The following is a 19,401-nucleotide window of genomic DNA, read 5'->3' as shown; positions in this document are numbered from 1 at the left end:
TCATGAGCGATTCACCCTTGCCCTGTGTTGACGACGTGCTGGCGGCGGCGGCGCGCATTGCCGTGCACGCCTGCGTGACGCCGGTACTGCGCTCGCGCACGCTGGATGCGATGACCGGCGCCACCGTGTTCTTCAAGGCCGAGCATCTGCAGCGCAGCGGGGCGTTCAAGTTCCGCGGTGCCTGCAATGCCGTCTGGGCGCTGGAGGAGGCGCAGGCGCGGCGCGGGGTGGTCACCCACTCCTCCGGCAACCATGGCGCGGCCTTGGCGCTGGCCGCCCGCACCCGCGGCATCGCCTGCCACGTGGTCGTGCCCGACGGCGCGGTGGCCGCCAAGCTGGCCAACATCGGCCGTCACGGGGCCACGCTGTGGCGCTGCGATGCCTCGATCGCCGCGCGCGAAGCGATGTGCGCCCAGGTCCAGGCCGAAACCGGGGCGACCCTGGTGCATCCGTATACCGACCCCCAGGTCATTGCCGGCCAGGGCACGGCTGCGCTGGAGCTGGTGCACGCCAGCGAGGGCCTGGACATGATGGTGGTGCCGGTGGGCGGCGGTGGCCTGGCCTCGGGCACGCGGCTGGCGCTGCAGGCGGTCGCGCCGGCGACCGGGCTGGTGCTGGCCGAACCGCTGGGCGCGGCCGATACCGCACGCTCGCTGGCGGCTGGCGAGCGCCGCATCGACTTCACCCCCGACACCGTCTGCGATGGCCTGCGCGGGACGCTCGGCGCGCCCAACTTCGCCCTGCTGCAGGGCGCGGCGCAGGTCATCACCGTCGCCGATGCGGCCACCGTGGCCGCAATGCGGCAGATCTGGCAGGTGCTCAAGCAGGTGGTGGAGCCATCCTCGGCCATCGCCCTGGCGGCGATCCTCGCCGAACCGGCGCGCTTTGCCGGCAAACGGGTCGGCGTGGTGCTGTCCGGTGGCAATGTCGATCTGGATGCCCTGCCGTGGGGCGCGGCATGAGCCGGCGCACGCGGGTGGGGTTGTTCGGGTGGCTGTGGCGGCTGTGCATCGTGCTGGCGGTGTGGCTGCTTGGGGTCACCGCGTGGATCGTCTGGATCGGCGAGCGCGATCAGGCGCAGAAGGCCGATGCGATCATCGTGCTCGGCGCCGCGGCCTATGACGCCAAGCCGTCGCCGGTGTTCGAAGAGCGCATCCGGCACGGGCTGGACCTGTACCAGCAGGGCTATGCGCCGCTGCTGATCTTCACCGGCGGCTACGGCGGCACCGGCGCACGCTTTTCCGAATCGCAGGTGGCGCGCCGCTACGCGCTCAAGCAGGGCGTCCCCGACGATGCGATCCTGATCGAGACCGCTTCACGCACCACGCGACAGAACCTGATCGAGGCGCGGCGCTTGATGGATCAGCGCAAGCTGCACCGCGTGATCATCGTCAGCGACCCGCTGCACATGGCCCGCGCGCTGCGCCTGTGCCGCGAGCTGGGCATCGATGCGCTGGCCTCGTCCACGCCGAGCACGCGCTTCCGCAGCTTCCACACCAGCTGGCGGTTCCTGGCGCAGGAAATCTACTTCTTCCATCGCGATCTGTTCCCGTCGTAGCGCCGACCGTTGGTCGGCTGGACGCATGGTGGCTCGGCGGTCCAGCCGACCAACGCTCGGCTCTACGCGATCAGCGTGGTCGGCTCAGGGCGTTTTGCGGCGGATCGGAATCGCCGAGATCGGCACCGTGGCGACATCGTGCCCCCGCTCGCGGATCGGCGCGCCGCCTTCCGGCGCCCACGCGTGTGCGTAGATCACTTCCCAGCTGCTGGGCAGCTTGCCGTCTTCGCGCCGCAGCGGCTCGTAGGCTGCGCGCGCGGCATCGAAGCGCCCGCGCCCGGTCAGCGTGTGGCGGCGGTCCTGGCGCGCGTTGGTGGCGCCGATCGCCTGCAGTTCGCGCATCAGCGCGGTCAGGTCGTCGTAGGTCAGGGTGAACAGGTCGCGGTCCAGGACCGGATCGCGGAAGCCGGACATCATCAGCGCATCGCCGAACTGTGCGATCGGTGCGAAGCGACTGACGTGCGGTACGTCGTCGGCGGCGGCGAACGCATCGCGCAGTTCGATCAGGGTCTCCGGCCCGAACGTGGAGACCAGCAGCAGGCCCCCGGGCTTGAGCGCGCGGCGGAACCCGGCGAACACCGCCGGCAGATCCTCCACCCACTGCAGGCACAGGTTGCTGAAGATCACATCCACGCTCTGGTCCAGCACCGGCAACGCCTGCGCATCGCCGCACACCCGCGAGAACGGCTTCCACCAGCCGGCCTGCTTCTTCGCCTCGCGCAGCATCGGCTGGGCCAGGTCCAGCGCGATCACCTGTGCCTTCGGCCAGCGCTTCTTCATGAGCGCGCTGGCATGGCCGGTGCCGCTGCCGACATCGAGCACCACCTGCGGCTGGCGGCTTTCCAGGTAATCCAGCGATTCGAGCAGGCGCTTTTCCACCTCGCGCTGCAGCGCCGCGGCGGCGTCGTAACTGCTGGCGGCGCGCGAGAAGGCGCGGCGGACATGATGGGGATCGAAGCTGGACGTCATGGGGTACTCACGGCTCAAAACGGTGGTGCGGGTGGACTCAGAAGGTGCCGGGGTAGGCGCCGCCATCGATCAGCAGGTTCTGCCCGGTGATATAGCCGGCCTGTGCGCTGCACAGGAAGGCGCAGGCGGCACCGAACTCATCGGCGGTGCCGAAGCGGCCGGCGGGAATATGCGTGCGTTTGCGCTCGGCCAGCTGGCCGGCATCGATGCCCTGCTGCTGCGCCAGGTACGCGAAGTTGCCGCGCAGGCGATCGGTATCGAACTGGCCCGGCAGCAGATTGTTGAGGGTGACGTTGTGGGCGACGGTCTTGCGTGCCAGCCCGGCCACGAACCCGGTCAGCCCGGAGCGCGCACCGTTGGAGAGCCCGAGGATGTCGATCGGGGCCTTCACCGAAGAAGAGGTGATGTTGACCACGCGGCCGAAACCACGCTCGATCATGCCATCCACCGTGGTGCGGATCAGCTCGATCGGGGCCAGCATGTTGGCATCCAGCGCGGCGATCCAGTCCTCGCGGGTGAACTGGCGGAAATCGCCCGCCGGCGGGCCCCCCGCGTTGTTGACCAGGATGTCGACCTGCGGGCACGCGGCCAGCGCGGCGGTACGGCCTTCCGGCGTGGTGATGTCGGCAACCACGCCGATCACCCTGCGTGCGCCCGGCAGGGCCTGCAGTTCGAGCACGGCGCGTTCCAGGGCCGCTTCACCGCGCGCGGCGATGACCACGTTGACGCCCTCGCGGGCGAGTGCGCGTGCACAGCCCAGCCCGAGGCCTTTGCTGGCGGCGCAGACCAGGGCCCAGCGGCCGGCGATTCCAAGATCCATGGGGTCAGTCCTGTGGGGAAAGGCAGGCGTACATGATCGGCGATGCGCGGCCGGAACAGGTCAAGGCAGCGCGGCAACAAAGTGTTGCAGCTGCGCGGCCACTTCGTCGGTATGGCCGAGGAAGGGCGCATGCCCGCCCTGGGCGATCACATGCGCCTGCGCGCCCGGCGCCAGCGCGGCGGCAGCCTGCATGGCCCGCGCCGAGACCAGCCGATCGCGCTGGCCGGCCAGCCACAGGCTGGGCTTGCCCAGCTGGGCCAGGGCGCCCCGCAGATCGGTGTTCTCCAGCAGGCGCAGGCCCTCCTGCAACGCACGTGGGGCCGGCGCACCGCGCGCGACCAGCATCTCGCGCAGCGTGCGCAGTTCCTGACGGGCGTGTTCGGAGCCCATCGCATCCAGCGCGAGGAAGCGCTCCAGCGTGCCGCGATAGTCCTGCGCGAGGTCCTGACCGAACTGTTCGAACACCGCCGGCTCCACCGCATGCGGCCAATCGTCGCCGCGCACGAAACGCGGCGTGGCGGCGATCATCGCCAGGGCACGCACCTGGGGCAGGGTCGCGGCCGCATGCAGCGCGAACAGCCCGCCGAGCGACCAGCCGCACCAGACCGCCGGCGGCGTGGCGGCGGCGATGGCGTTGACCACGTACGGCAGGCGCAGCGGCGTGGTGTCATCGCGGCTGGCGCCGTGGCCGGGCAGATCCACCAGGTGCAGCTGCAGGTTCGCCGACAGGCGGTCCACCAACGGCGCGAACACGCCGCCGTGCAGGGCCCAGCCGTGGATCAGGACCAGCGCGGGGCCTTGGCCGATGACATCGATCTGCATGCTCAACCCAGCGCTGTCACGCGGTCAGGGCAGTCAGCGATGGCGGCTGCACCACGGTGTCGCGGGCGTGCGCGATCGCATCGACCAGTGCGCGCACCTCGGCGGGTGCGTGCAGGGCGGACAGGGTCACCCGCAGGCGCGCCTTGCCCTCCGGTACGGTGGGCGGACGGATCGCGCTGACCAGGAAACCGGCGGCTTCCAGCGCGGCCGACATGCCCATCACCGTCGATTCGGCGCCGCACAGCAGGGGCTGGATCGGGGTATCCGATGGCATCAGTTCCAGGCCGTGCTGGCGGGCGCCGGTGCGGAAGATGCCAATCAGTTCGGTGAGCTTTTCGCGGCGCCAGTCGTCGCGGCGGGCCAGCTTCACCGCGGCCAGGGCGGCGGCGGCCTGCGCCGGCGGCACGGCGGTGGTGTAGATGTAGGGGCGCGCGGTTTCGGCCAGGTGCTGGATCATCGCCTCGTCGCCGAGCACGACCGCACCGCTGCCGCCAAGCGCCTTGCCGAGCGTGGCCAGCTGCAGCGGCACATCGTTCACACCCAGGCCCGCATCGGCCACGCAGCCGCGGCCGTGTTCGCCGACCACGCCGATGCCGTGCGCGTCATCGACGTAGAGCAGCGCTTCCTGCATGCGCGCCACCAGCGACAGGGATCGCAGCGGGGCGATGTCGCCGTCCATGCTGAAGACGCCGTCGGTGGCCAGCATCGCCGCGCCGTTGGGCGCGTGCTTGAGTTGGCGCAGCGCGCCTTCGGTATCCAGATGCGGGTAGCGGCGCAGGCGGCAACCGGCCAGGCGCGATGCATCGAGCAGGCTGGCGTGGTTGAGCCGGTCCTGCACGCAGACATCGTCTTCTTCGCTGAGCAGCGCCTGCTGCACCGCGAGGTTGGCGGCGAAGCCACTGCCGAACAGCAGCGCACGGGGATAGCCGAGCCAATCGGCCATTTCCCGTTCAAGCGCGTCATGCAGCGCGTGGTGGCCGCAGATCAGGTGCGATCCGGTGGCGCCGGTGCCTTCGCGCGCGGCAGCATCCTGCAATGCGCTGACCACGCCGAACTGCTGCGACAGGCCCAGATAGTCATTGCTGCAGAAACCGGTGAGCCACTGGCCATCGACGTCCAGCCGCACGCCATCGCGCCGGTTCACCACGCGGCGCACGCGAAGGCGCCCCTGCGCGTCGCGGAGCTTGCGCTGGGCCTGGATGCGGTCGTGCAGGTCAGGGCGGGCCATGGTCGTCAGGGGGTCCGGGTGGGCCGTTAGCGTACCCGGTTGCCGGGCCCGCTGCTCGGGGCCCAGGCCGCCCGCCCGCCGCGGCCGCCGGCGGTGATGTCGGCGTGGACCGTGCCTGGGTGGTCGTGCCCGTCGGCATCCACCGTGACCGGCATCGGGCGCAGGCCCAGCCGTGCGAACAGGGCCAGGTCGCGTTCGGTGTCCGGGTTGCCGGTGGTCAGCAGCTTTTCCCCGTAGAAAATCGAGTTGGCCCCGGCCAGGAAGCACAGCGCCTGCAGCTCGTCGCTCATCGCCTCGCGCCCGGCCGAGAGCCGCACCATCGCCCGTGGCATCACGATGCGGGCCACCGCGACCATCCGCACGAACTCGACGGGGTCCAACTCGGCGGTGCCATGCAGCGGCGTGCCGGCGACCTGTACCAGGCAGTTGATCGGCACCGAATCCGGGTGCGCGGGCAGGGTGGCCAGCGCCAGCAGCAGGCCGGCGCGGTGCTCGCGGGTCTCGCCCATGCCGACGATGCCACCGCAGCAGGTCTTCAGCCCGGCATCGCGCACGTGCGCCAACGTGTCCAGGCGGTCCTGGTACTGGCGCGTGTGAATGATCGAATCGTAGTAATCCGGCGCGGTATCCAGGTTGTGGTTGTAGTAGTCCAGCCCGGCGTCGCGCAGGGCGGTGGCCTGTTCGCCGCTGAGCATCCCCAGCGTGGCGCAGGTCTCCAGGCCGAGTGCCTTCACCTCGCGGATCATCGCTGCCACCTTGGGGATATCGCGGTCTTTGGGCGAACGCCAGGCCGCGCCCATGCAGAACCGCGAGGCGCCCACCGCCTTGGCCTGGCGGGCCTTGGCGACCACGTCGTCGGTGGCCATCAGCTTCTGTGCATCCACCCCGGTGCTGTAGCGCTGCGCCTGCGGGCAGTACGCGCAGTCTTCCGGGCAGCCGCCGGTCTTGACCGACAGCAGGGTCGAGACCTGCACTTCCGCCGGATCGAACTGCTCGCGGTGCACGCTGGCCGCGCGGTGCAGCAGCACCGGGAAGGGCAGCGCGAACAGCGCCAGCAGTTCCTCGCGGTGCCAGTCGTGTCGGATGACAGAAGCCATGGGGGTGTCCTGACAGATAGTGGAACGAAAGGGCGGCAGTCTGGTGAGGCTGCCTGCATCTGTCAACCATATGGCCTTATCAAAAGTTTACGGAGCCCTGGGCTGGCTCGGCTGGCAGATCCTGCCGCTGCGCTGCCTGGTCTGCGAGTGCCCGGGCGAGGACGGGATGGATCTGTGCCGCGCCTGTCATCAGGCGCTACCGTGGAACGACCGTGCCTGCCGTCGCTGCGCACTGCCGTTGATGGCGAACGATCCCGGTGATGCAGCGGGGGATCACTGCGAGCGTTGCGTGGACGAGTATCCCCGCCAGGTGGCGGCCAGTGCCGCGTTCCTGTACGCGCCGCCGATCGACCGGTTGCTGATCCGGTTCAAATTCCACCAGGACCTGGCCGCGGGACGGTTGCTCTCGCAGCTCATGCTGCAGCGCGTGCCGCCGTTTCTGGCCGGGCCGCTGCAGCCGATGCCACTGCACCGCCGCCGGTTGCGCCAGCGCGGTTACAACCAGGCGCTGGAACTGAGCAAGCCGCTGGCGCGCGGGCTGTGCTGCCCGCTCTGGAACGGGCTGCAGCGTACCCGCGAGACCGTGGCGCAATCGAACCTGGATGCGGATGCCCGGCGCTGCAATCTGCGCGATGCGTTCGCGGTACGCGGCCATCCACCCGCCGGGCTGACGATCCTCGACGATGTGATGACCACCGGGGCAACCACCGATGCCGCGTTGCGCGCGCTGCAGTACGCCGGTGCCGGCCCGATGCAGGTCTGGGTCTGTGCGCGGGTGCCGTAAGCGCCGTTGCCGCGCCTTGCACGCTGCCAGGACGTACCATCGGGCGGTCATCACCCTCGCAAGGACGTCCCATGAACCTGCCGCCGGATCCGCGCACCTCACCGCTTCTCACTGCCATCGGCCGCAGCTGGTGGGTGCTGATGCTGTACGGCGTGGTCGCCGTGGTCTTCGGCCTGATCGCGATTGCACGGCCGCTCTCGGCCGCGACCGCACTGGCCTGGGCGATCGGCGTGATGGCGCTGGTGGAAGGCCTGATCAGCCTGTTCGCGCTGTTTGGCCGCAGTGGCGTGCCGCGCGGGTGGCTGCTGGTCTACGCGCTGGCCTCGGTGGCATTCGGTGTGCTGGCCGTGCTCAACCCGCTGGCCACGGCCAGTGTGCTGATCCTGTTGCTGGCCGCCTGGCTGATCGTCGCCGGCATCTACCGCATCGTGTTCGCGATCCGGGTGCGCAAGGAAATCCAGGGCGAGTGGCTGCTGATCCTCAGCGGTGTGCTGGCGATCGTGCTCGGCGCGATGATGGTGGCCAATCCGATGGCAGGCATTGCCGTCACCACGCTGTGGGTCGGCATCGGCAGCCTGCTCTACGGCGTGCTGCAGATCATGGTCGCCTGGCGCATCCGCCGCCTGCGCTGAGCACGCGCAGCGGCGATACTCGTGCCCGTCCTGATGGAGAGACACGCATGCGCAGCAGTCTGTTGATCGTAACGATGGCGCTGGGGGCCGGCCTCAGCGCCTGCACCCAGGCGCCGCCCGCACCCGCCGCGTCCGAGACGCCGGCGGGCGTCGCACCGCTGGCGAACGCACGCATCCAGATGCGTGAGGTGGCCGAGGATGCCCGCCACCCCGGCGTCACCACGCTCAAGGACCGCGACGGCAACGCGCTGTCCTTGATCGAGCCGGCCTTCATCACCACGGCCGACATCGCCACGGTGGCCGTGGGCAGCGACGGGTCTACCGGACACGGGACCCTGATCCTGCGTTTCACGGAGGCCGCGGCACCGCGCATCCTCGCCGCGACCGAAGCGCGCGTCGCCAAGCGTGTGGCATTTACCGTCGGCGATCAGGTCCTCAATGTCGCCGTCATCGCCGGCCCCTTCGCGCAGTCCATGCAGGTGACCGGGCTGGACAGCACCGCCGACGCCCACCGTCTTTATACCGAGGTCACCGGCAAGGCGCCTTGAGTGCCTCGCCGCTGTTGACGGCCTCAGCGGAAATTCGCTTCGATCTGCTCCAGCGATTTGCCCTTGGTTTCCGGCAGCCAGAACGCGGCGATCAGGAAATACAGCAACGTGCAGCCGGCCCAGAAGAAGAACATGCTGGCGTAACCGTGATGGCCGACCGTGGGCAGGAAGATCGCGGCGATCACGGTGGAGACGAACTGGTTGATCAGCAGTGCGATGCTCATGCCGTTGGAGCGGATGCGGGTCGGCATCAGCTCGGACAGCGCCAGCCACACGCACACGCCCGGGCCCACCGCGAAGAACGCGACGAACAGCAGAATGCAGCCGGCGACCAGCCAGCCGTGGGTGGGCGAGGGCACCGGGCCGATCACCGCACGTTCGATCACCAGCGGCGCGTTGGCGGCCTGGGCGGGATCCGGGAAAGGATTGAGATGCAGCGTGCGGAAGAAGCGGCCGATCACGCTGTCGGCCGACACCGCGTCTTCGCGACGGATCTGCAGCGTGGCGTCGATCGGGTTGTCGCTGCGCAGTGAGCGCACGTTGCTGAAGCCACCGTAGGCATACGACACGGTCAGCTGCTGCGGCGCGCCGCCGGCGTTGCCCTCCAGCCGCTGCCAGTGCGCGGCATCCAGCGGCAGCAACAGGGTGGTGCCGCTCACCTGCTGCTGCAGCGCGGCCTGCACATCCAGCCGCCCGCGCTCGCTCTGCACGAACAACAACGCAGCCGCCAGCAGCGACAGCGTGATGCCACCACTGCCCAGCATCAGCAGGAACTTGCGGCCCTTGCGGTCGACCAGCACCAGTGCGACCACGGTCATCACCGCGTTGAGCAGCTTGATCGCCACATCGGCGCCGTTGGCCACAGAGCCGGGCAGGCCGGCCTGGTTGAGGATGTTGACCGCGTAGGCCAGCACCGAGTTGATGCCGGTGGCCTGGGTGAAGGCCAGCACCAGGCAGGCCAGCACGAACGGCCACACGTAGCGGCGGCTGAGCAGCGGGTCGCGCTTGCCGTTGCGGCCGATCTGGAGCTCCTCCGGCGCCTGCATGCGCTGCAGGGTCGGCTCCACGTCGCTCGCGGCGACGGTACGCTGCAGGGCGTGGCGCGCTGTCTCGATGCGGCCACGGCGCACCAGCCAGCGCGGGGATTCACTGATCAGCAGCACGCCGCCGGTGAACACCAGGCCGGGCAGCAGGCAGCTCCAGAAAATGGTGCGCCAGGCATGGTCCTTGACGTCGAACAGCAGGCGCTGCTGCTCCGCACCGGGCAGATGGCGCACCGCGGCGGTCGCGGCATCCACGGCATGCGCGTGGTACAGCCCGATCACCGCAGCCAGCACCAGGCCGATGGTCAGCAGCAGCTGGAACATCGCCGCGCCGCGCCCGCGTCGTTCCGGGCTGAGCACTTCGGCCAGATACAGCGGCACCACCACGCCGATCAGCCCGCCACTGATGCCCTGCAGCAGGCGTCCCATCAACAGCGCGCCATAGCCATCGGACAGGGCCATCACCGGAATGCTGGCGGTGAACAGCACGCCGGCCAGCAGCATCGCGCCACGGCGGCCGATCAGGTCGGCGACCATCCCGGCAAACAGCGAAGACAGCACACTGCCCAGCAGCACCGCGGCCACCACGAAACCCAGCTGCTGGCTGGTCAGGTGCCAGCTCGCGGTGGCGGTGGCCTCCAGATAGGGCAGGGCGCCGGCGATGATGCCGATGTCGATGCCGTAGAGCAGCCCCCCCATGCCGCCGATGAACAACAGATAGCGTACCGGCCAGCGCGGCGCGGAGGCGCCGGCGTGCACGGGCATGGCTGCGGAAACGTCGTTCATCGTGCCGGTCCTGTCTGCAAGTGCGTGCGCCATGGCGGCGCGGGAGTCCACGCTCAGTCGAGCGCGATGTCGTCGCCTTCCACCACCACGCCGCGCACGCGCAGGTCGTGGTCGAGCACCACCAGGTCCGCCCAGGCGCCGGTCGCGATGCGGCCGCGGTCGTCGATGCCGAGGTAGTCGGCCGGGTAGCGCGACAGCCGGTGGGAGGCATCGGCGATGTCCAGACCGAGCGAGACCAGGTTGCGCAGCGCCTGGTCCATGGTCAGCGCACTGCCGGCCAGCGAGCCGCTCGACAGCCGTACGCACCCCAGGCATTTGTGCACACGCTGTACGCCGAGCGCGTACTCGCCATCGGGCATGCCGGTCGCTGCGGTCGCATCGGTGACGCAGTACAGACGCGGGATCGCGCGCAGGGCGGTGCGGATCGCGCCGGGATGCACGTGCTGCAGATCGGGAATGAGTTCGGCGTACTGCGCGTGCGCGAGCGCGGCGGTGGCGATGCCGGGTTGGTAGTGGTCCACGCCGGTCATGCCGTTGAACAGATGCGTGAAGCCGGCCGCACCGGCGTTCAATGCGGCGACGCCGTCTTCGTAGCTGCCGGCGCTGTGGCCGAGCTGCACGCGAATGCCGAGCGCACTGAGCGCGGGAATCAGCGCGAGGTGCTGGCCGATTTCCGGGGCGAGAGTGAGTACCTTGATCGGGGCGATCGCATGCAGGCGCTGCACGTCGGCCAGGGTGGCCTCCACCACCAGCGGTGGCTGCGCGCCCAGGCGCTGCGCACTGATGAAGGGGCCTTCCAGATGCACACCGAGTACGCGGGCCATGCCGGGTGCGCGCGTGGCGATCGCGGTGGACAGGCCTTCAAGCGCGCGCGTGATGTCGTCTTCCTGCGCGGTCATGGTGGTGCCCAGCAGCGCGGTGGTGCCGTGCCGGGCGTGCGCGCGGGCCACCGTCTGCGCGGTCGTGCCGCCCTGCATGATGTCCACCCCGGCACCGCCATGCACATGCAGGTCGATGAAGCCGGGCAGGATCAGCGGCACCTCATTGTCGCCGCGCGGATCGGCGTGCACCGTATCGATGGCGGTGATGCGCTGGTCGAAATGGATATCGCCGCGGACCCAACCGGTGTCGGTGAGCAGGCGGCCGTGCAGGGAGCGGGACTCGGTCAAGGCGGGGACTCGGCGATGATCACTTCGACGCCCAGCCGCTGCAGCCCTTCCAGGTACTCGGGCTCGATGCTGCCGTCGGTGATGATGGTATGGACCTGGTCCAGCCGCGCGATGCGGTGCAGGCTGACCCGGCCAAACTTGGAGGCGTCGGTCAGCACCACGATGCGGCGCGCGCGCTCGACCATGCGGTGGTTGAGGCTGGCTTCGGCCTCATGGTGGGTGGTGAGGCCGAACTGCAGGTCCAGGCCATCCACGCCCAGGAACAGGGTGTCGAAGCTGTAGGTGTTGAGGCTCGCCTCGGCCTGGCTGCCATGCAGCGAGAGCGACTGCTTGCGCAGCAACCCGCCGGTGAGCAGCAGCTCCACGCCGGGCGCATTGGCCAGCTCCCAGGCGATGTTGAGCCCGTTGGTCATGACCGTGACGTCGCGATGCCCGCGCAGGTGCCGCGCCAGGGTCATCGTGGTCGAGCCGGAGTCGATGATGATGTTGTCGCCGGCCTTGACCAGCTTGGCCGCCTCGATACCGATCCGGTCCTTCATCGGCAGGTTCAAGGCATCCTTCTCGTGGATGTCCTGTTCCTGTGGCGGCGTGCGCACCAGCGTCGCACCCCCATGGGTGCGCGTGGCGAGCCCCTGCGACTCGATGTGGGTCAGGTCGGCGCGGATGGTGACCGCCGAGACCGCAAAGCGCGCCACCAGCTCGCTGACCTGCACGTTGCCGTGCTCGACCAGGGTCTGGAGGATCTGTTGGCGGCGCTGCCGGGTGTTTCGCATGGGGGCGATTCCGTTCGAAAGGGAAAGCCGAAGCTTACCGTTCCGAAAGCTCCTTGGCCTGTCGGGTTTCGTTATCCGCCCCTGAGCAGTTGCGATTGCAGGCCCGGGCATACTCGGCCAGGCGCAGCGCCACCTTGTGCCGGATCAGCGCCAACGGCGCCGGCCGCAGCTCACCGGCCTCGATCGCCTTGAGCTGTTCGGGCATGAACTGGCTGAGCAGCATCTGCGGCGGCGCGTGCGCGGTGAGATTGGCAACCAGCGTGTCCAGCGCAGCCTGTACCGCTGGCTCGCCCCAGTAATAGCGGCTGCGATCGCTGAGCGAGTACGCGCGCAGCAGGCGCAGTCCGTGCTCGTCGCCCTGGTAGTAGCTGCGCCAGCTGCCCGGTGCGTCGACCATGCAGCGGTCCAGCACCTCGATCAGATGCGAGCATTGCGCGGCGGGCAGCAGTTCGCGCTCGATCATCGCCAGCGCGAACACCGCCTCGCGGAAGGCATAGGTCGCCGCCGGGCCGACTTTCAGGATCGCGAAGTGATCGCGGACCAGCGCGTGCAGGCCGGCTTCGGTCTGGTAATCGGTGGAGTGCGCTTCGAACACGATGCCCGGCTGTTGCTCGACAAAGGCAGACAGCGCGGTGGCGGCGGCCGGATCGTAGTAGTGCACGCTGCTGTGGTCGAAATCCACGCCGGGCTGGACGACCATCGCGATCACGCGCTCCCAGGCCGGCAGTAGGTCGGGGGCGGAGAACGCCTCACGGTGGATCGCCAGGGTGGTCGCTGCGGCCGCCGGCGTGGTCACCTGCAGGCCGCCGGCCAGCGAGGCTTCACCGCCGGGAATCGGTACCTCGGTGCCGATCACGTAGACCGGTGGTGGCAGCCCGTGCTCGGCGGCCGTGCGCTCGGCGATGCGCGCCAGTTCGGCCGAGCGCGCGGCGACGATGGCGTCCGGCAACGGGGTCGGGTCGTCGGCGCAGGACATGCTGCAGTCCAGGTGGATCTTGTGGAAACCGGCGGCGACGTAGGCGGCGATCAGTTCGCGCGCGTTTGCCATTGCAGCTTGTGCCGGGCCCTTCTGCCAGGCGTTCGGACCGAGGTGGTCGCCACCGAGCACCAGCCGCTCGGCCGGGAAACCGGCATCGCGTGCCAGCTGCAGCACGTAGTCGCGGTACTGCGGCGGGGTCATGCCGGTATAGCCGCCGAACTGATCGACCTGGTTGGAGGTCGCCTCGATCAGCAGCAGGGTGTCGTAACGCTGCGCGACCTGCATCGCCGCCAGCAGCACCTGCGCGTTGCTGCAGCAGACGCTGTACAGCCCGACGGGGTGGCCCTGGCGATGGGCGGCGATCAACGATTGGACGGCGGACATGGCAACTCCAGTAACAACAGTGTTCAGGGGGAGGGGGAGTGCTGGCGCGCGAGCAGTGCCGCGCCCCGCGCACCGCCGGCATCGCCGAAGGTGGGCGGCAGGATCGGGGGGACCCGCACACCGGCAAACAGGTAGGGCGCGATCGCGGCAGGCAGGTCGCGGTAGAGCTGTTCCAGCTTGGACAGGCCACCGCCGAGCACGATCACGTGCGGGTCCAGCGCGAGGATCAGGCTGGCGAAGCTGTAGCCGAGCAGGTCGCGGTGGATGGCCAGCGCCTGCTGCGCGACCGCATCGCCGGCCTGGGCCCGTGCGACCACCTCGGCGGCATCCAGCGCGTGGCCACCACGGCGTTCATGGATCATCGCTAGGCCGCTGCCGGACACGTAACGCTCCAGGCAGCCGCGCAGGCCGCAACCACAGTCCAGCACGGGCAGGTCGTGGCGCTGCTGCAGCGTGGCGGGCAGGCTCCAGTGGCCCCACTCGCCGGCGATGCCATTGTGACCGGCGATCAGCCGGCCGCCGACGCAGAAGCCACCGCCGGCCCCTGTGCCGAGGATCGCCCCGAACATGCTGGGGTAGCCGGCGGCGGCGCCGTCATGGGCCTCGGACAAGGCAAAACACTGCAGGTCATTGCCGAGCTCCAGCGGGCGCTGCAGGCGTGCCTGCAGGTCCGTACCGACGGTCTGACCGGTCAGGCTGGGCACGTTGGCACTGAGCTGGCGGCCGCTGACGCGATCGCGCACGCCGGGCAGGCCGATGCCGACCCCCAGGCCGCGCTGGCCGAGCGCGGCATCCGCCGCGGCGACCAGATCGACGATCGCCTGCAGGAACGCGGCGTAGTCGCGGGTCGGCGTCGCCACGCGTTGGCGGTGGTGCACCCTCAGCGTGGCGTCGCACGCGACCAGTTCGATCTTGGTGCCGCCAATGTCGATGCCATACCAGGTCTGCATGCGTGCTCAGCCGCGGGGGTGGATGGTCACGCCCTGCACCACACGGTTGACCGTGCCGTCGGGGAAGGGATTGTCCGGGGTCATGCCGAGCGCGGCCGAACGCTGCAGCGCATAGCACTGCGGCACCAGCAGCCACAGCGGGGCCAGCCACGGATCGGGCAGTGCAGGTGCGGCCAGGACGAAGTCGCCGTCGGCGCGGTCCGCGTCGTCCGGCCCGATCGACAGCACCCGCCCGGCGATGCCGTCGCGGCGCAGTTCGTGCAACAGGTCCTGCTCGTAGCGGCGGGCCAGCGGCTGCGCGCTGCGCAGCATCACCACCAGCGTTTCACCGTTGAGGGTGGACTTGGGCCCATGGCGGAACCCCAGCGGTGTATTGGCCAGTGCCAGCACGCGGCCGGCGGTGAGTTCGAGCACCTTCAGCGCGGCTTCGCGGGCGACGGCTTCCAGAGGACCGCTGCCGAGATAGATGACGCGCGAATACGGCGCTTGGGCCAAGGCCGCCACCGCGGCATCCCAGGCATCCAGCGCACGCTCGCCATGGCTGGCCAACGTGCGAAGACGCTCCAGGCGCGCTGCCCACGGGGCGCTGTCGAACGCACTCAGCGCGGCCAGCAGCATGCAGCTCAGGCTGCTGGTCATGGCGAAGGCGCGATCACAGCTGGCCGGCGGCATCAGCAGCGACAGCGTATCGCTGCGGCCGTGGCCACGTTTGGCGAGTTCGCCTTCGGCATTGCAGGTGATATCGACGAAGCGCGCGTGCTCGACCTGGTCGCGGACCAGATCCACCGCGGCCACGCTCTCCGGGCTGGAGCCGCTGCGCCCGAACGACACCAGCAGGGTCGGGCGCTCGCGGCGCAGGTACAGCGCCGGATGGGTCAGCAGGCTGGTGGTATGCACAGCGCGCACCTCCGCCGGCCACTGCGCATTGATCTGGTCGGCCACCATCTCGGCAATGAAGCCCGAGCTGCCGGCGCCGGTGAAGATCACCAACTGGTCGGGATCGCGCAGGGCCTCCCCGAGGAAGCCATTGATGCGTACCTGCGCAGCGTCCAGCAGGCTCGCCAGCGCGGCCCACAAGCGGGGCTGCTGGGCGATTTCTTCGGCGGTATAGGCGCCACCGAGGCGCTGCCACGTGGGCAAATCAGGGAGCAGAGAAGCGTCCATTCGCAATTCCTGTTGGGCGACCGCACCTTCTGCGTTTTCTTTCGAAATGTCAAATATCGAAAGATAAAGAAAAGGTCTGTGGGTCACAGTTTTCGTCTTTCATTCGGGGTTGACCGGCGGGAGATGCGCGCGAATGCCGCGTTGCACCACAGTTTCAGCACTCCAAAAATGCGTATTCAGGTGGGGTTTGGAAAGCGCGGCGTTGCCGAATCTTTCGTTTATACCAAAATATCCTTTCTTTTTCTTTGCAATTTGTTGACATCTTTCGAGACCGTGCCCTAGAGTCGGCCGCACTGGTTTCAGTTTCCCGCTGACCGCGGGCTTGGGGGCAAGGTGGACTTCCGGTTTCGACGCACTGGTCTGACGATCACACTGCTCACCGCAGTGGCTCTGGCTGCCACCGCCCACGCTGAGCCGGTGGGCAACCTCCGTGCGATCACCGCCGCCCCCGCCAAAGACGGCACCGCCGGCTGGACACTCAGCACGGATACCGGCGCCACGCTGCGCGTGGACCTGCTGCGCGATGACGTCCTGCGCGTGCGCGCCGGCCGTAACGGCACGCTGACCGGTGCCGGCGACAAGGCCGCCCCGATCGTGCTGCCGCAGCCGCCCGCGAAGGTCGCCGTCCAACTGGAAGAGGATGCCAACGAGGTGCGCATCCGCACCGATGCGTTGGTCCTGCACATCCAGCGCCAACCATTGCGCCTGTCGCTGGTCCGCCGCGAGGGCGACCGCGACGTCGCGCTGTGGCGCGAACTGCAGCCGCTGGACCTGGACAAGGACCAGAGCGTGCAGGTGCTCTCCAGCGAAAGCGATGAGCACTTCTACGGTGGTGGCCAGCAGAACGGGCGCTTCGAGTTCAAGGGCCGCGAACTGGAGGTCTCGTACTCCGGTGGCTGGGAAGAAGGCGATCGTCCCAACCCGGCGCCGATGCTGCTGAGCTCGCGGGGCTGGGGCATGCTGCGCAACACGTGGAGCGACGGCACCTACGATCTGCGCCAGGCCGACCAGGCCACGCTGCTGCACCGCGAGGACCGCTTCGATGCGTACTACTTCGTCGGGCCGAGCCTGCATACGCTGCTGGACCGTTACACCACGCTGACCGGCCGCGCCGGCCTGCTGCCGCGCTGGGCGTTCTCCTATGGCGACGCCGACTGCTACAACGATGGCAACAACATCAAGAAGCCGGGCAGCGTGCCCGACGGCTGGAGCGACGGCCCGACCGGCACCACGCCCGACGTGGTCGACAGCGTGGCCAGGCAGTACCGCGAGCACGACATGCCGGGGGGCTGGATCCTTCCCAACGATGGTTACGGCTGCGGCTACAAAAAGCTGCCCGAGACCGTGCAGGGGCTGGCGAAGTACGGCTTCAAGACCGGCCTGTGGACCGAGAACGGCGTCGACAAGATCGCCTGGGAAGTGGGCACCGCCGGCAGCCGCGTGCAGAAGCTGGACGTGGCCTGGACCGGCAAGGGCTACCAGTTCGCGATGGATGCCAACCAGTCCGCGTTCAACGGCATCATGGACAACTCAGATTCGCGCCCGTTCCTGTGGACGGTGATGGGCTGGGGCGGCATCCAGCGCTATGCGGTGGCCTGGACCGGCGACCAGAGCAGCAGCTGGGATTACATCCGCTGGCACATTCCGACCCTGATCGGCTCGGGCCTGTCCGGCATGGCCTACGCCAGTGGCGACGTGGACGCGATCTTTGGCGGCAGCGCCGAGACCTTCACCCGCGACCTGCAGTGGAAGAGCTTCACCCCTGTGCTGATGGGCATGTCCGGCTGGTCGGGCAATGCGCGCAAGCACCCGTGGTGGTTCGATGAGCCCTACCGCAGCGTCAACCGCGACTACCTCAAGCTGAAGATGCGCATGACCCCGTACATGTACGGGCTGGCACACGATGCAGCGACCAGCGGTGCACCGCTGCTGCGCGCGCTGATGTGGGACTACCCCCAGGACCCGCAGGCCTACACCGAAGCGCACAAGTACCAGTTCCTGCTCGGCCGCGAGCTGTTGATCGCACCGGTGTACCGCAGCCAGGCCGCGAGCCGTGGCTGGCGCCGCGACATCCACCTGCCGCAGGGCCGCTGGATCGACTACTGGGATGGCCGCCAGCTGCAGGCCGGCGCCGAGGGGCGCTCGCTGGATCGTCCGGTCGATCTGGCCACGATCCCGGTGTTCGTGCGCGCCGGCGCCATCATCCCGATGTACCCGGCGATGCTCTACGACGGTGAGAAGCCGCTGGATGAAGTGACCTTCGATCTGTACCCGCAAGGCACCTCGCAGTACACGCTGTACGAAGATGATGGCGCCACCCGCGGCTATGAGAAAGGCGAATCGAGCACGCAGGCGATCACGGTGCAGGCCCCGGCGCAGGGCACGGGCCCGGTGCAGGTGCGCATCGATCCGGTGCAGGGCCAGTACGCGGGCCAGCTGCCGCAGCGCCGCTATGCGCTGCGCGTGCTCAGCCGCCAGCGCCCGGCCACGGTGACGCTGGGCGGACGCGCGCTGCCGATGCTGGCCGACCAGGCAGCGTGGCAAGGTGCGGGCGAGGGCTGGTACTTCGATGCGGCAGAGCGCCGCGGCACCCTGCACGTGCGCACCGCGCCGACCGACATCCGCCAGGCACTCACGCTGCAGCTGGATCTGCCGATCGCCGCCGCACCGGCCGACGATGCCTTCCCGGCCGCACCGGAACTGGGCCGCGCGCTGCCCTCTGACAGCCTGCTGGTGGTCAACCGGCCGGCCGAGGAGCAGGGCTATGAGATGGAGAAAGCCTTCGACGATGATCCGGCCACGTGGTTCCGCACCGTGCGCAACCAGGCGGTCAAGACCGGTGCGCATGAGTGGGTGCTCGGCTTCGGCGAACGCAAGCTGATCGACGGCATCGAACTGGCGCCGCGCAACGACCCGCACTGGAAGAACGGCCAGATCCGCGACTACGAGATCTACATGGCCGACAGCAACGGCGAGTGGGGCGAACCGATCAAGCGCGGTCGCCTGACCCTGCAGCAGGGCATGCAGCAGATCGACTTCCCCGCCCATGCCGGCCGCCTGCTGCGCTTCCGCGTGCTGAGCACGCAGAACCCGGAAGGCGACGGTGCCAGCGCTGCCGACCCGATGGTGACCGCGGCGCAGGGCAGCGTGGCGCGTGCGGTGGATGCGCTGCAGCCGCGCGATGTCGGCCCGATCGTGCTGTCCACGTTCCACGTGCTGGAGCATCCGCAGCCGGAAGGCCCGGCGCAGCAGCTGTATCTCTCCGCGCTGCCCATGCCGACCCCGTTGAAGGCCAGCGTCGCTGCCGACCACGCGTTGGGTGGGCAGGCCGAGATGCGCATGAACGGTCTGCATTTCCGCCGCGGCCTGGGCGTCAATGCCAGCAGCCGGATCGATCTGGAACTCACGGGCAGCTGGCGCCTGCTGCGCGCCGACCTGGGCATCGATGATCAGTGCCGCACCGCGGGCGGCATGCAGTTCCAGGTGTGGGGTGACGGTCGGCTGCTGTACGACAGCGGCCTGGTCAACGCACCCGGCGTGGTCAAACCGGAGCTGGACGTGCGCGGCCTGCAGCGGCTGAGCCTGCGCACGCTCGGGGCGCAGGGCGATCGACCCGCGCAGGTCTGTGGCAACTGGGCCAATGCCGCCCTGATCGGACAGGAGGGCGATACCGCCAGCATCGTGTCGCCGTAACC

Annotated in this window: 17 protein-coding genes; 6 read left to right on the top strand and 11 right to left on the bottom strand. The window is 69.2% G+C overall.

The annotated features are described in order from the left end of the window. Positions 1-2 precede the first annotated feature (2 nt). Together ABE546_RS08955 and ABE546_RS08950 are read left to right on the top strand one after the other, a co-directional pair. Positions 3-962, top strand: coding sequence for a pyridoxal-phosphate dependent enzyme (locus ABE546_RS08955; RefSeq protein ID WP_313209364.1), 960 nt, complete (start codon positions 3-5; stop codon positions 960-962). Next, the gene (locus ABE546_RS08950; RefSeq protein WP_313209362.1) at positions 947-1,558 is read left to right on the top strand and encodes a YdcF family protein; all 612 of its coding nucleotides are present in this window, start codon (positions 947-949) and stop codon (positions 1,556-1,558) included. The genes ABE546_RS08955 and ABE546_RS08950 overlap by 16 nt, the downstream gene beginning before the upstream one ends. A gap of 84 nt (positions 1,559-1,642) precedes the next feature. On the opposite strand, the gene bioC is transcribed toward ABE546_RS08950, so the two are convergent. From bioC to bioB, 5 genes are read right to left on the bottom strand one after another with little or no spacing between them, the layout of a single operon-like run. Then, positions 1,643-2,527 carry a malonyl-ACP O-methyltransferase BioC gene (gene bioC, locus ABE546_RS08945; RefSeq protein WP_313209360.1) on the bottom strand — a complete coding sequence of 295 codons (885 nt, stop codon included), beginning with the start codon at positions 2,525-2,527 and terminating at the stop codon, positions 1,643-1,645. 37 nt (positions 2,528-2,564) lie between these two features. Continuing rightward, complete coding sequence (locus ABE546_RS08940) at positions 2,565-3,347, bottom strand: SDR family oxidoreductase (protein ID WP_313209358.1); 783 nt, start codon at positions 3,345-3,347, stop codon at positions 2,565-2,567. Between the two features lie 60 nt (positions 3,348-3,407). Further along, the gene (gene bioH / locus ABE546_RS08935) at positions 3,408-4,169 is read right to left on the bottom strand and encodes a pimeloyl-ACP methyl ester esterase BioH (RefSeq protein WP_346463370.1); all 762 of its coding nucleotides are present in this window, start codon (positions 4,167-4,169) and stop codon (positions 3,408-3,410) included. Between the two features lie 16 nt (positions 4,170-4,185). Then, positions 4,186-5,397 (bottom strand): 8-amino-7-oxononanoate synthase, encoded by a 1,212-nt coding sequence (gene bioF / locus ABE546_RS08930; protein WP_313219369.1) that lies wholly within the window; start codon positions 5,395-5,397, stop codon positions 4,186-4,188. Positions 5,398-5,423: 26 nt separating this feature from the next. Beyond that, positions 5,424-6,494 carry a biotin synthase BioB gene (gene bioB / locus ABE546_RS08925; protein WP_346463369.1) on the bottom strand — a complete coding sequence of 357 codons (1,071 nt, stop codon included), beginning with the start codon at positions 6,492-6,494 and terminating at the stop codon, positions 5,424-5,426. Between the two features lie 70 nt (positions 6,495-6,564). Between bioB and ABE546_RS08920 the strand changes: the two genes are divergently transcribed. The 3 genes from ABE546_RS08920 (at position 6,565) to ABE546_RS08910 (ending at position 8,458) form a co-directional block, all read left to right on the top strand. Next, positions 6,565-7,278 (top strand): ComF family protein, encoded by a 714-nt coding sequence (locus ABE546_RS08920; protein WP_346463368.1) that lies wholly within the window; start codon positions 6,565-6,567, stop codon positions 7,276-7,278. Between the two features lie 71 nt (positions 7,279-7,349). Further along, on the top strand, positions 7,350-7,910 hold the full coding sequence (locus ABE546_RS08915) for an HdeD family acid-resistance protein (protein ID WP_346463367.1): 561 nt from the start codon (positions 7,350-7,352) through the stop codon (positions 7,908-7,910). Positions 7,911-7,957: 47 nt separating this feature from the next. Continuing rightward, positions 7,958-8,458, top strand: a complete 501-nt coding sequence (locus tag ABE546_RS08910; RefSeq protein WP_346463366.1) for a hypothetical protein — start codon at positions 7,958-7,960, stop codon at positions 8,456-8,458. Between the two features lie 23 nt (positions 8,459-8,481). On the opposite strand, the gene ABE546_RS08905 is transcribed toward ABE546_RS08910, so the two are convergent. From ABE546_RS08905 to ABE546_RS08880, 6 genes are read right to left on the bottom strand one after another with little or no spacing between them, the layout of a single operon-like run. Then, positions 8,482-10,287, bottom strand: coding sequence for an MFS transporter (locus ABE546_RS08905; RefSeq protein WP_346463364.1), 1,806 nt, complete (start codon positions 10,285-10,287; stop codon positions 8,482-8,484). A gap of 53 nt (positions 10,288-10,340) precedes the next feature. Then, positions 10,341-11,456, bottom strand: a complete 1,116-nt coding sequence (gene nagA, locus ABE546_RS08900; protein WP_346463362.1) for an N-acetylglucosamine-6-phosphate deacetylase — start codon at positions 11,454-11,456, stop codon at positions 10,341-10,343. Further along, the gene (locus ABE546_RS08895; RefSeq protein ID WP_123729905.1) at positions 11,453-12,229 is read right to left on the bottom strand and encodes a DeoR family transcriptional regulator; all 777 of its coding nucleotides are present in this window, start codon (positions 12,227-12,229) and stop codon (positions 11,453-11,455) included. Before ABE546_RS08895 ends, nagA begins: the two co-directional genes overlap by 4 nt. A gap of 34 nt (positions 12,230-12,263) precedes the next feature. Further along, positions 12,264-13,592: a D-tagatose-bisphosphate aldolase, class II, non-catalytic subunit gene (locus ABE546_RS08890; RefSeq protein WP_346463360.1), complete on the bottom strand. Its 1,329-nt coding sequence runs from the start codon at positions 13,590-13,592 to the stop codon at positions 12,264-12,266. Between the two features lie 23 nt (positions 13,593-13,615). Beyond that, positions 13,616-14,542: an ROK family protein gene (locus ABE546_RS08885; RefSeq protein WP_313209336.1), complete on the bottom strand. Its 927-nt coding sequence runs from the start codon at positions 14,540-14,542 to the stop codon at positions 13,616-13,618. A 6-nt stretch (positions 14,543-14,548) separates the two neighbouring features. Beyond that, positions 14,549-15,706: an SIS domain-containing protein gene (locus ABE546_RS08880; RefSeq protein ID WP_346463358.1), complete on the bottom strand. Its 1,158-nt coding sequence runs from the start codon at positions 15,704-15,706 to the stop codon at positions 14,549-14,551. Between the two features lie 333 nt (positions 15,707-16,039). Between ABE546_RS08880 and ABE546_RS08875 the strand changes: the two genes are divergently transcribed. Further along, complete coding sequence (locus ABE546_RS08875; protein ID WP_346463356.1) at positions 16,040-19,399, top strand: TIM-barrel domain-containing protein; 3,360 nt, start codon at positions 16,040-16,042, stop codon at positions 19,397-19,399. The last annotated feature ends 2 nt before the right edge of the window (positions 19,400-19,401 follow it).

Origin of the sequence: Stenotrophomonas sp. TWI377 (assembly GCF_039674525.1) — a bacterium.
GTDB lineage: Bacteria > Pseudomonadota > Gammaproteobacteria > Xanthomonadales > Xanthomonadaceae > Stenotrophomonas.
Note: the sequence above shows the minus strand (reverse complement) of the source record. Positions and strands in the feature narration are given on the sequence as shown.

Excerpts from the sequence above, each read along its gene's own strand:
- ABE546_RS08955 (WP_313209364.1), top strand. The coding sequence starts at position 3 with ATGAGCGATTCACCCTTGCCCTGTGTTGACGACGTGCTGGCGGCGGCG.
- bioC (WP_313209360.1), bottom strand. The coding sequence starts at position 2,527 with ATGACGTCCAGCTTCGATCCCCATCATGTCCGCCGCGCCTTCTCGCGC.
- ABE546_RS08940 (WP_313209358.1), bottom strand. The coding sequence starts at position 3,347 with ATGGATCTTGGAATCGCCGGCCGCTGGGCCCTGGTCTGCGCCGCCAGC.
- bioH (WP_346463370.1), bottom strand. The coding sequence starts at position 4,169 with ATGCAGATCGATGTCATCGGCCAAGGCCCCGCGCTGGTCCTGATCCAC.
- bioF (WP_313219369.1), bottom strand. The coding sequence starts at position 5,397 with ATGGCCCGCCCTGACCTGCACGACCGCATCCAGGCCCAGCGCAAGCTC.
- bioB (WP_346463369.1), bottom strand. The coding sequence starts at position 6,494 with ATGGCTTCTGTCATCCGACACGACTGGCACCGCGAGGAACTGCTGGCG.
- ABE546_RS08920 (WP_346463368.1), top strand. The coding sequence starts at position 6,565 with ATGGCCTTATCAAAAGTTTACGGAGCCCTGGGCTGGCTCGGCTGGCAG.
- ABE546_RS08915 (WP_346463367.1), top strand. The coding sequence starts at position 7,350 with ATGAACCTGCCGCCGGATCCGCGCACCTCACCGCTTCTCACTGCCATC.
- ABE546_RS08910 (WP_346463366.1), top strand. The coding sequence starts at position 7,958 with ATGCGCAGCAGTCTGTTGATCGTAACGATGGCGCTGGGGGCCGGCCTC.
- ABE546_RS08905 (WP_346463364.1), bottom strand. The coding sequence starts at position 10,287 with ATGAACGACGTTTCCGCAGCCATGCCCGTGCACGCCGGCGCCTCCGCG.
- ABE546_RS08895 (WP_123729905.1), bottom strand. The coding sequence starts at position 12,229 with ATGCGAAACACCCGGCAGCGCCGCCAACAGATCCTCCAGACCCTGGTC.
- ABE546_RS08890 (WP_346463360.1), bottom strand. The coding sequence starts at position 13,592 with ATGTCCGCCGTCCAATCGTTGATCGCCGCCCATCGCCAGGGCCACCCC.
- ABE546_RS08885 (WP_313209336.1), bottom strand. The coding sequence starts at position 14,542 with ATGCAGACCTGGTATGGCATCGACATTGGCGGCACCAAGATCGAACTG.
- ABE546_RS08880 (WP_346463358.1), bottom strand. The coding sequence starts at position 15,706 with ATGGACGCTTCTCTGCTCCCTGATTTGCCCACGTGGCAGCGCCTCGGT.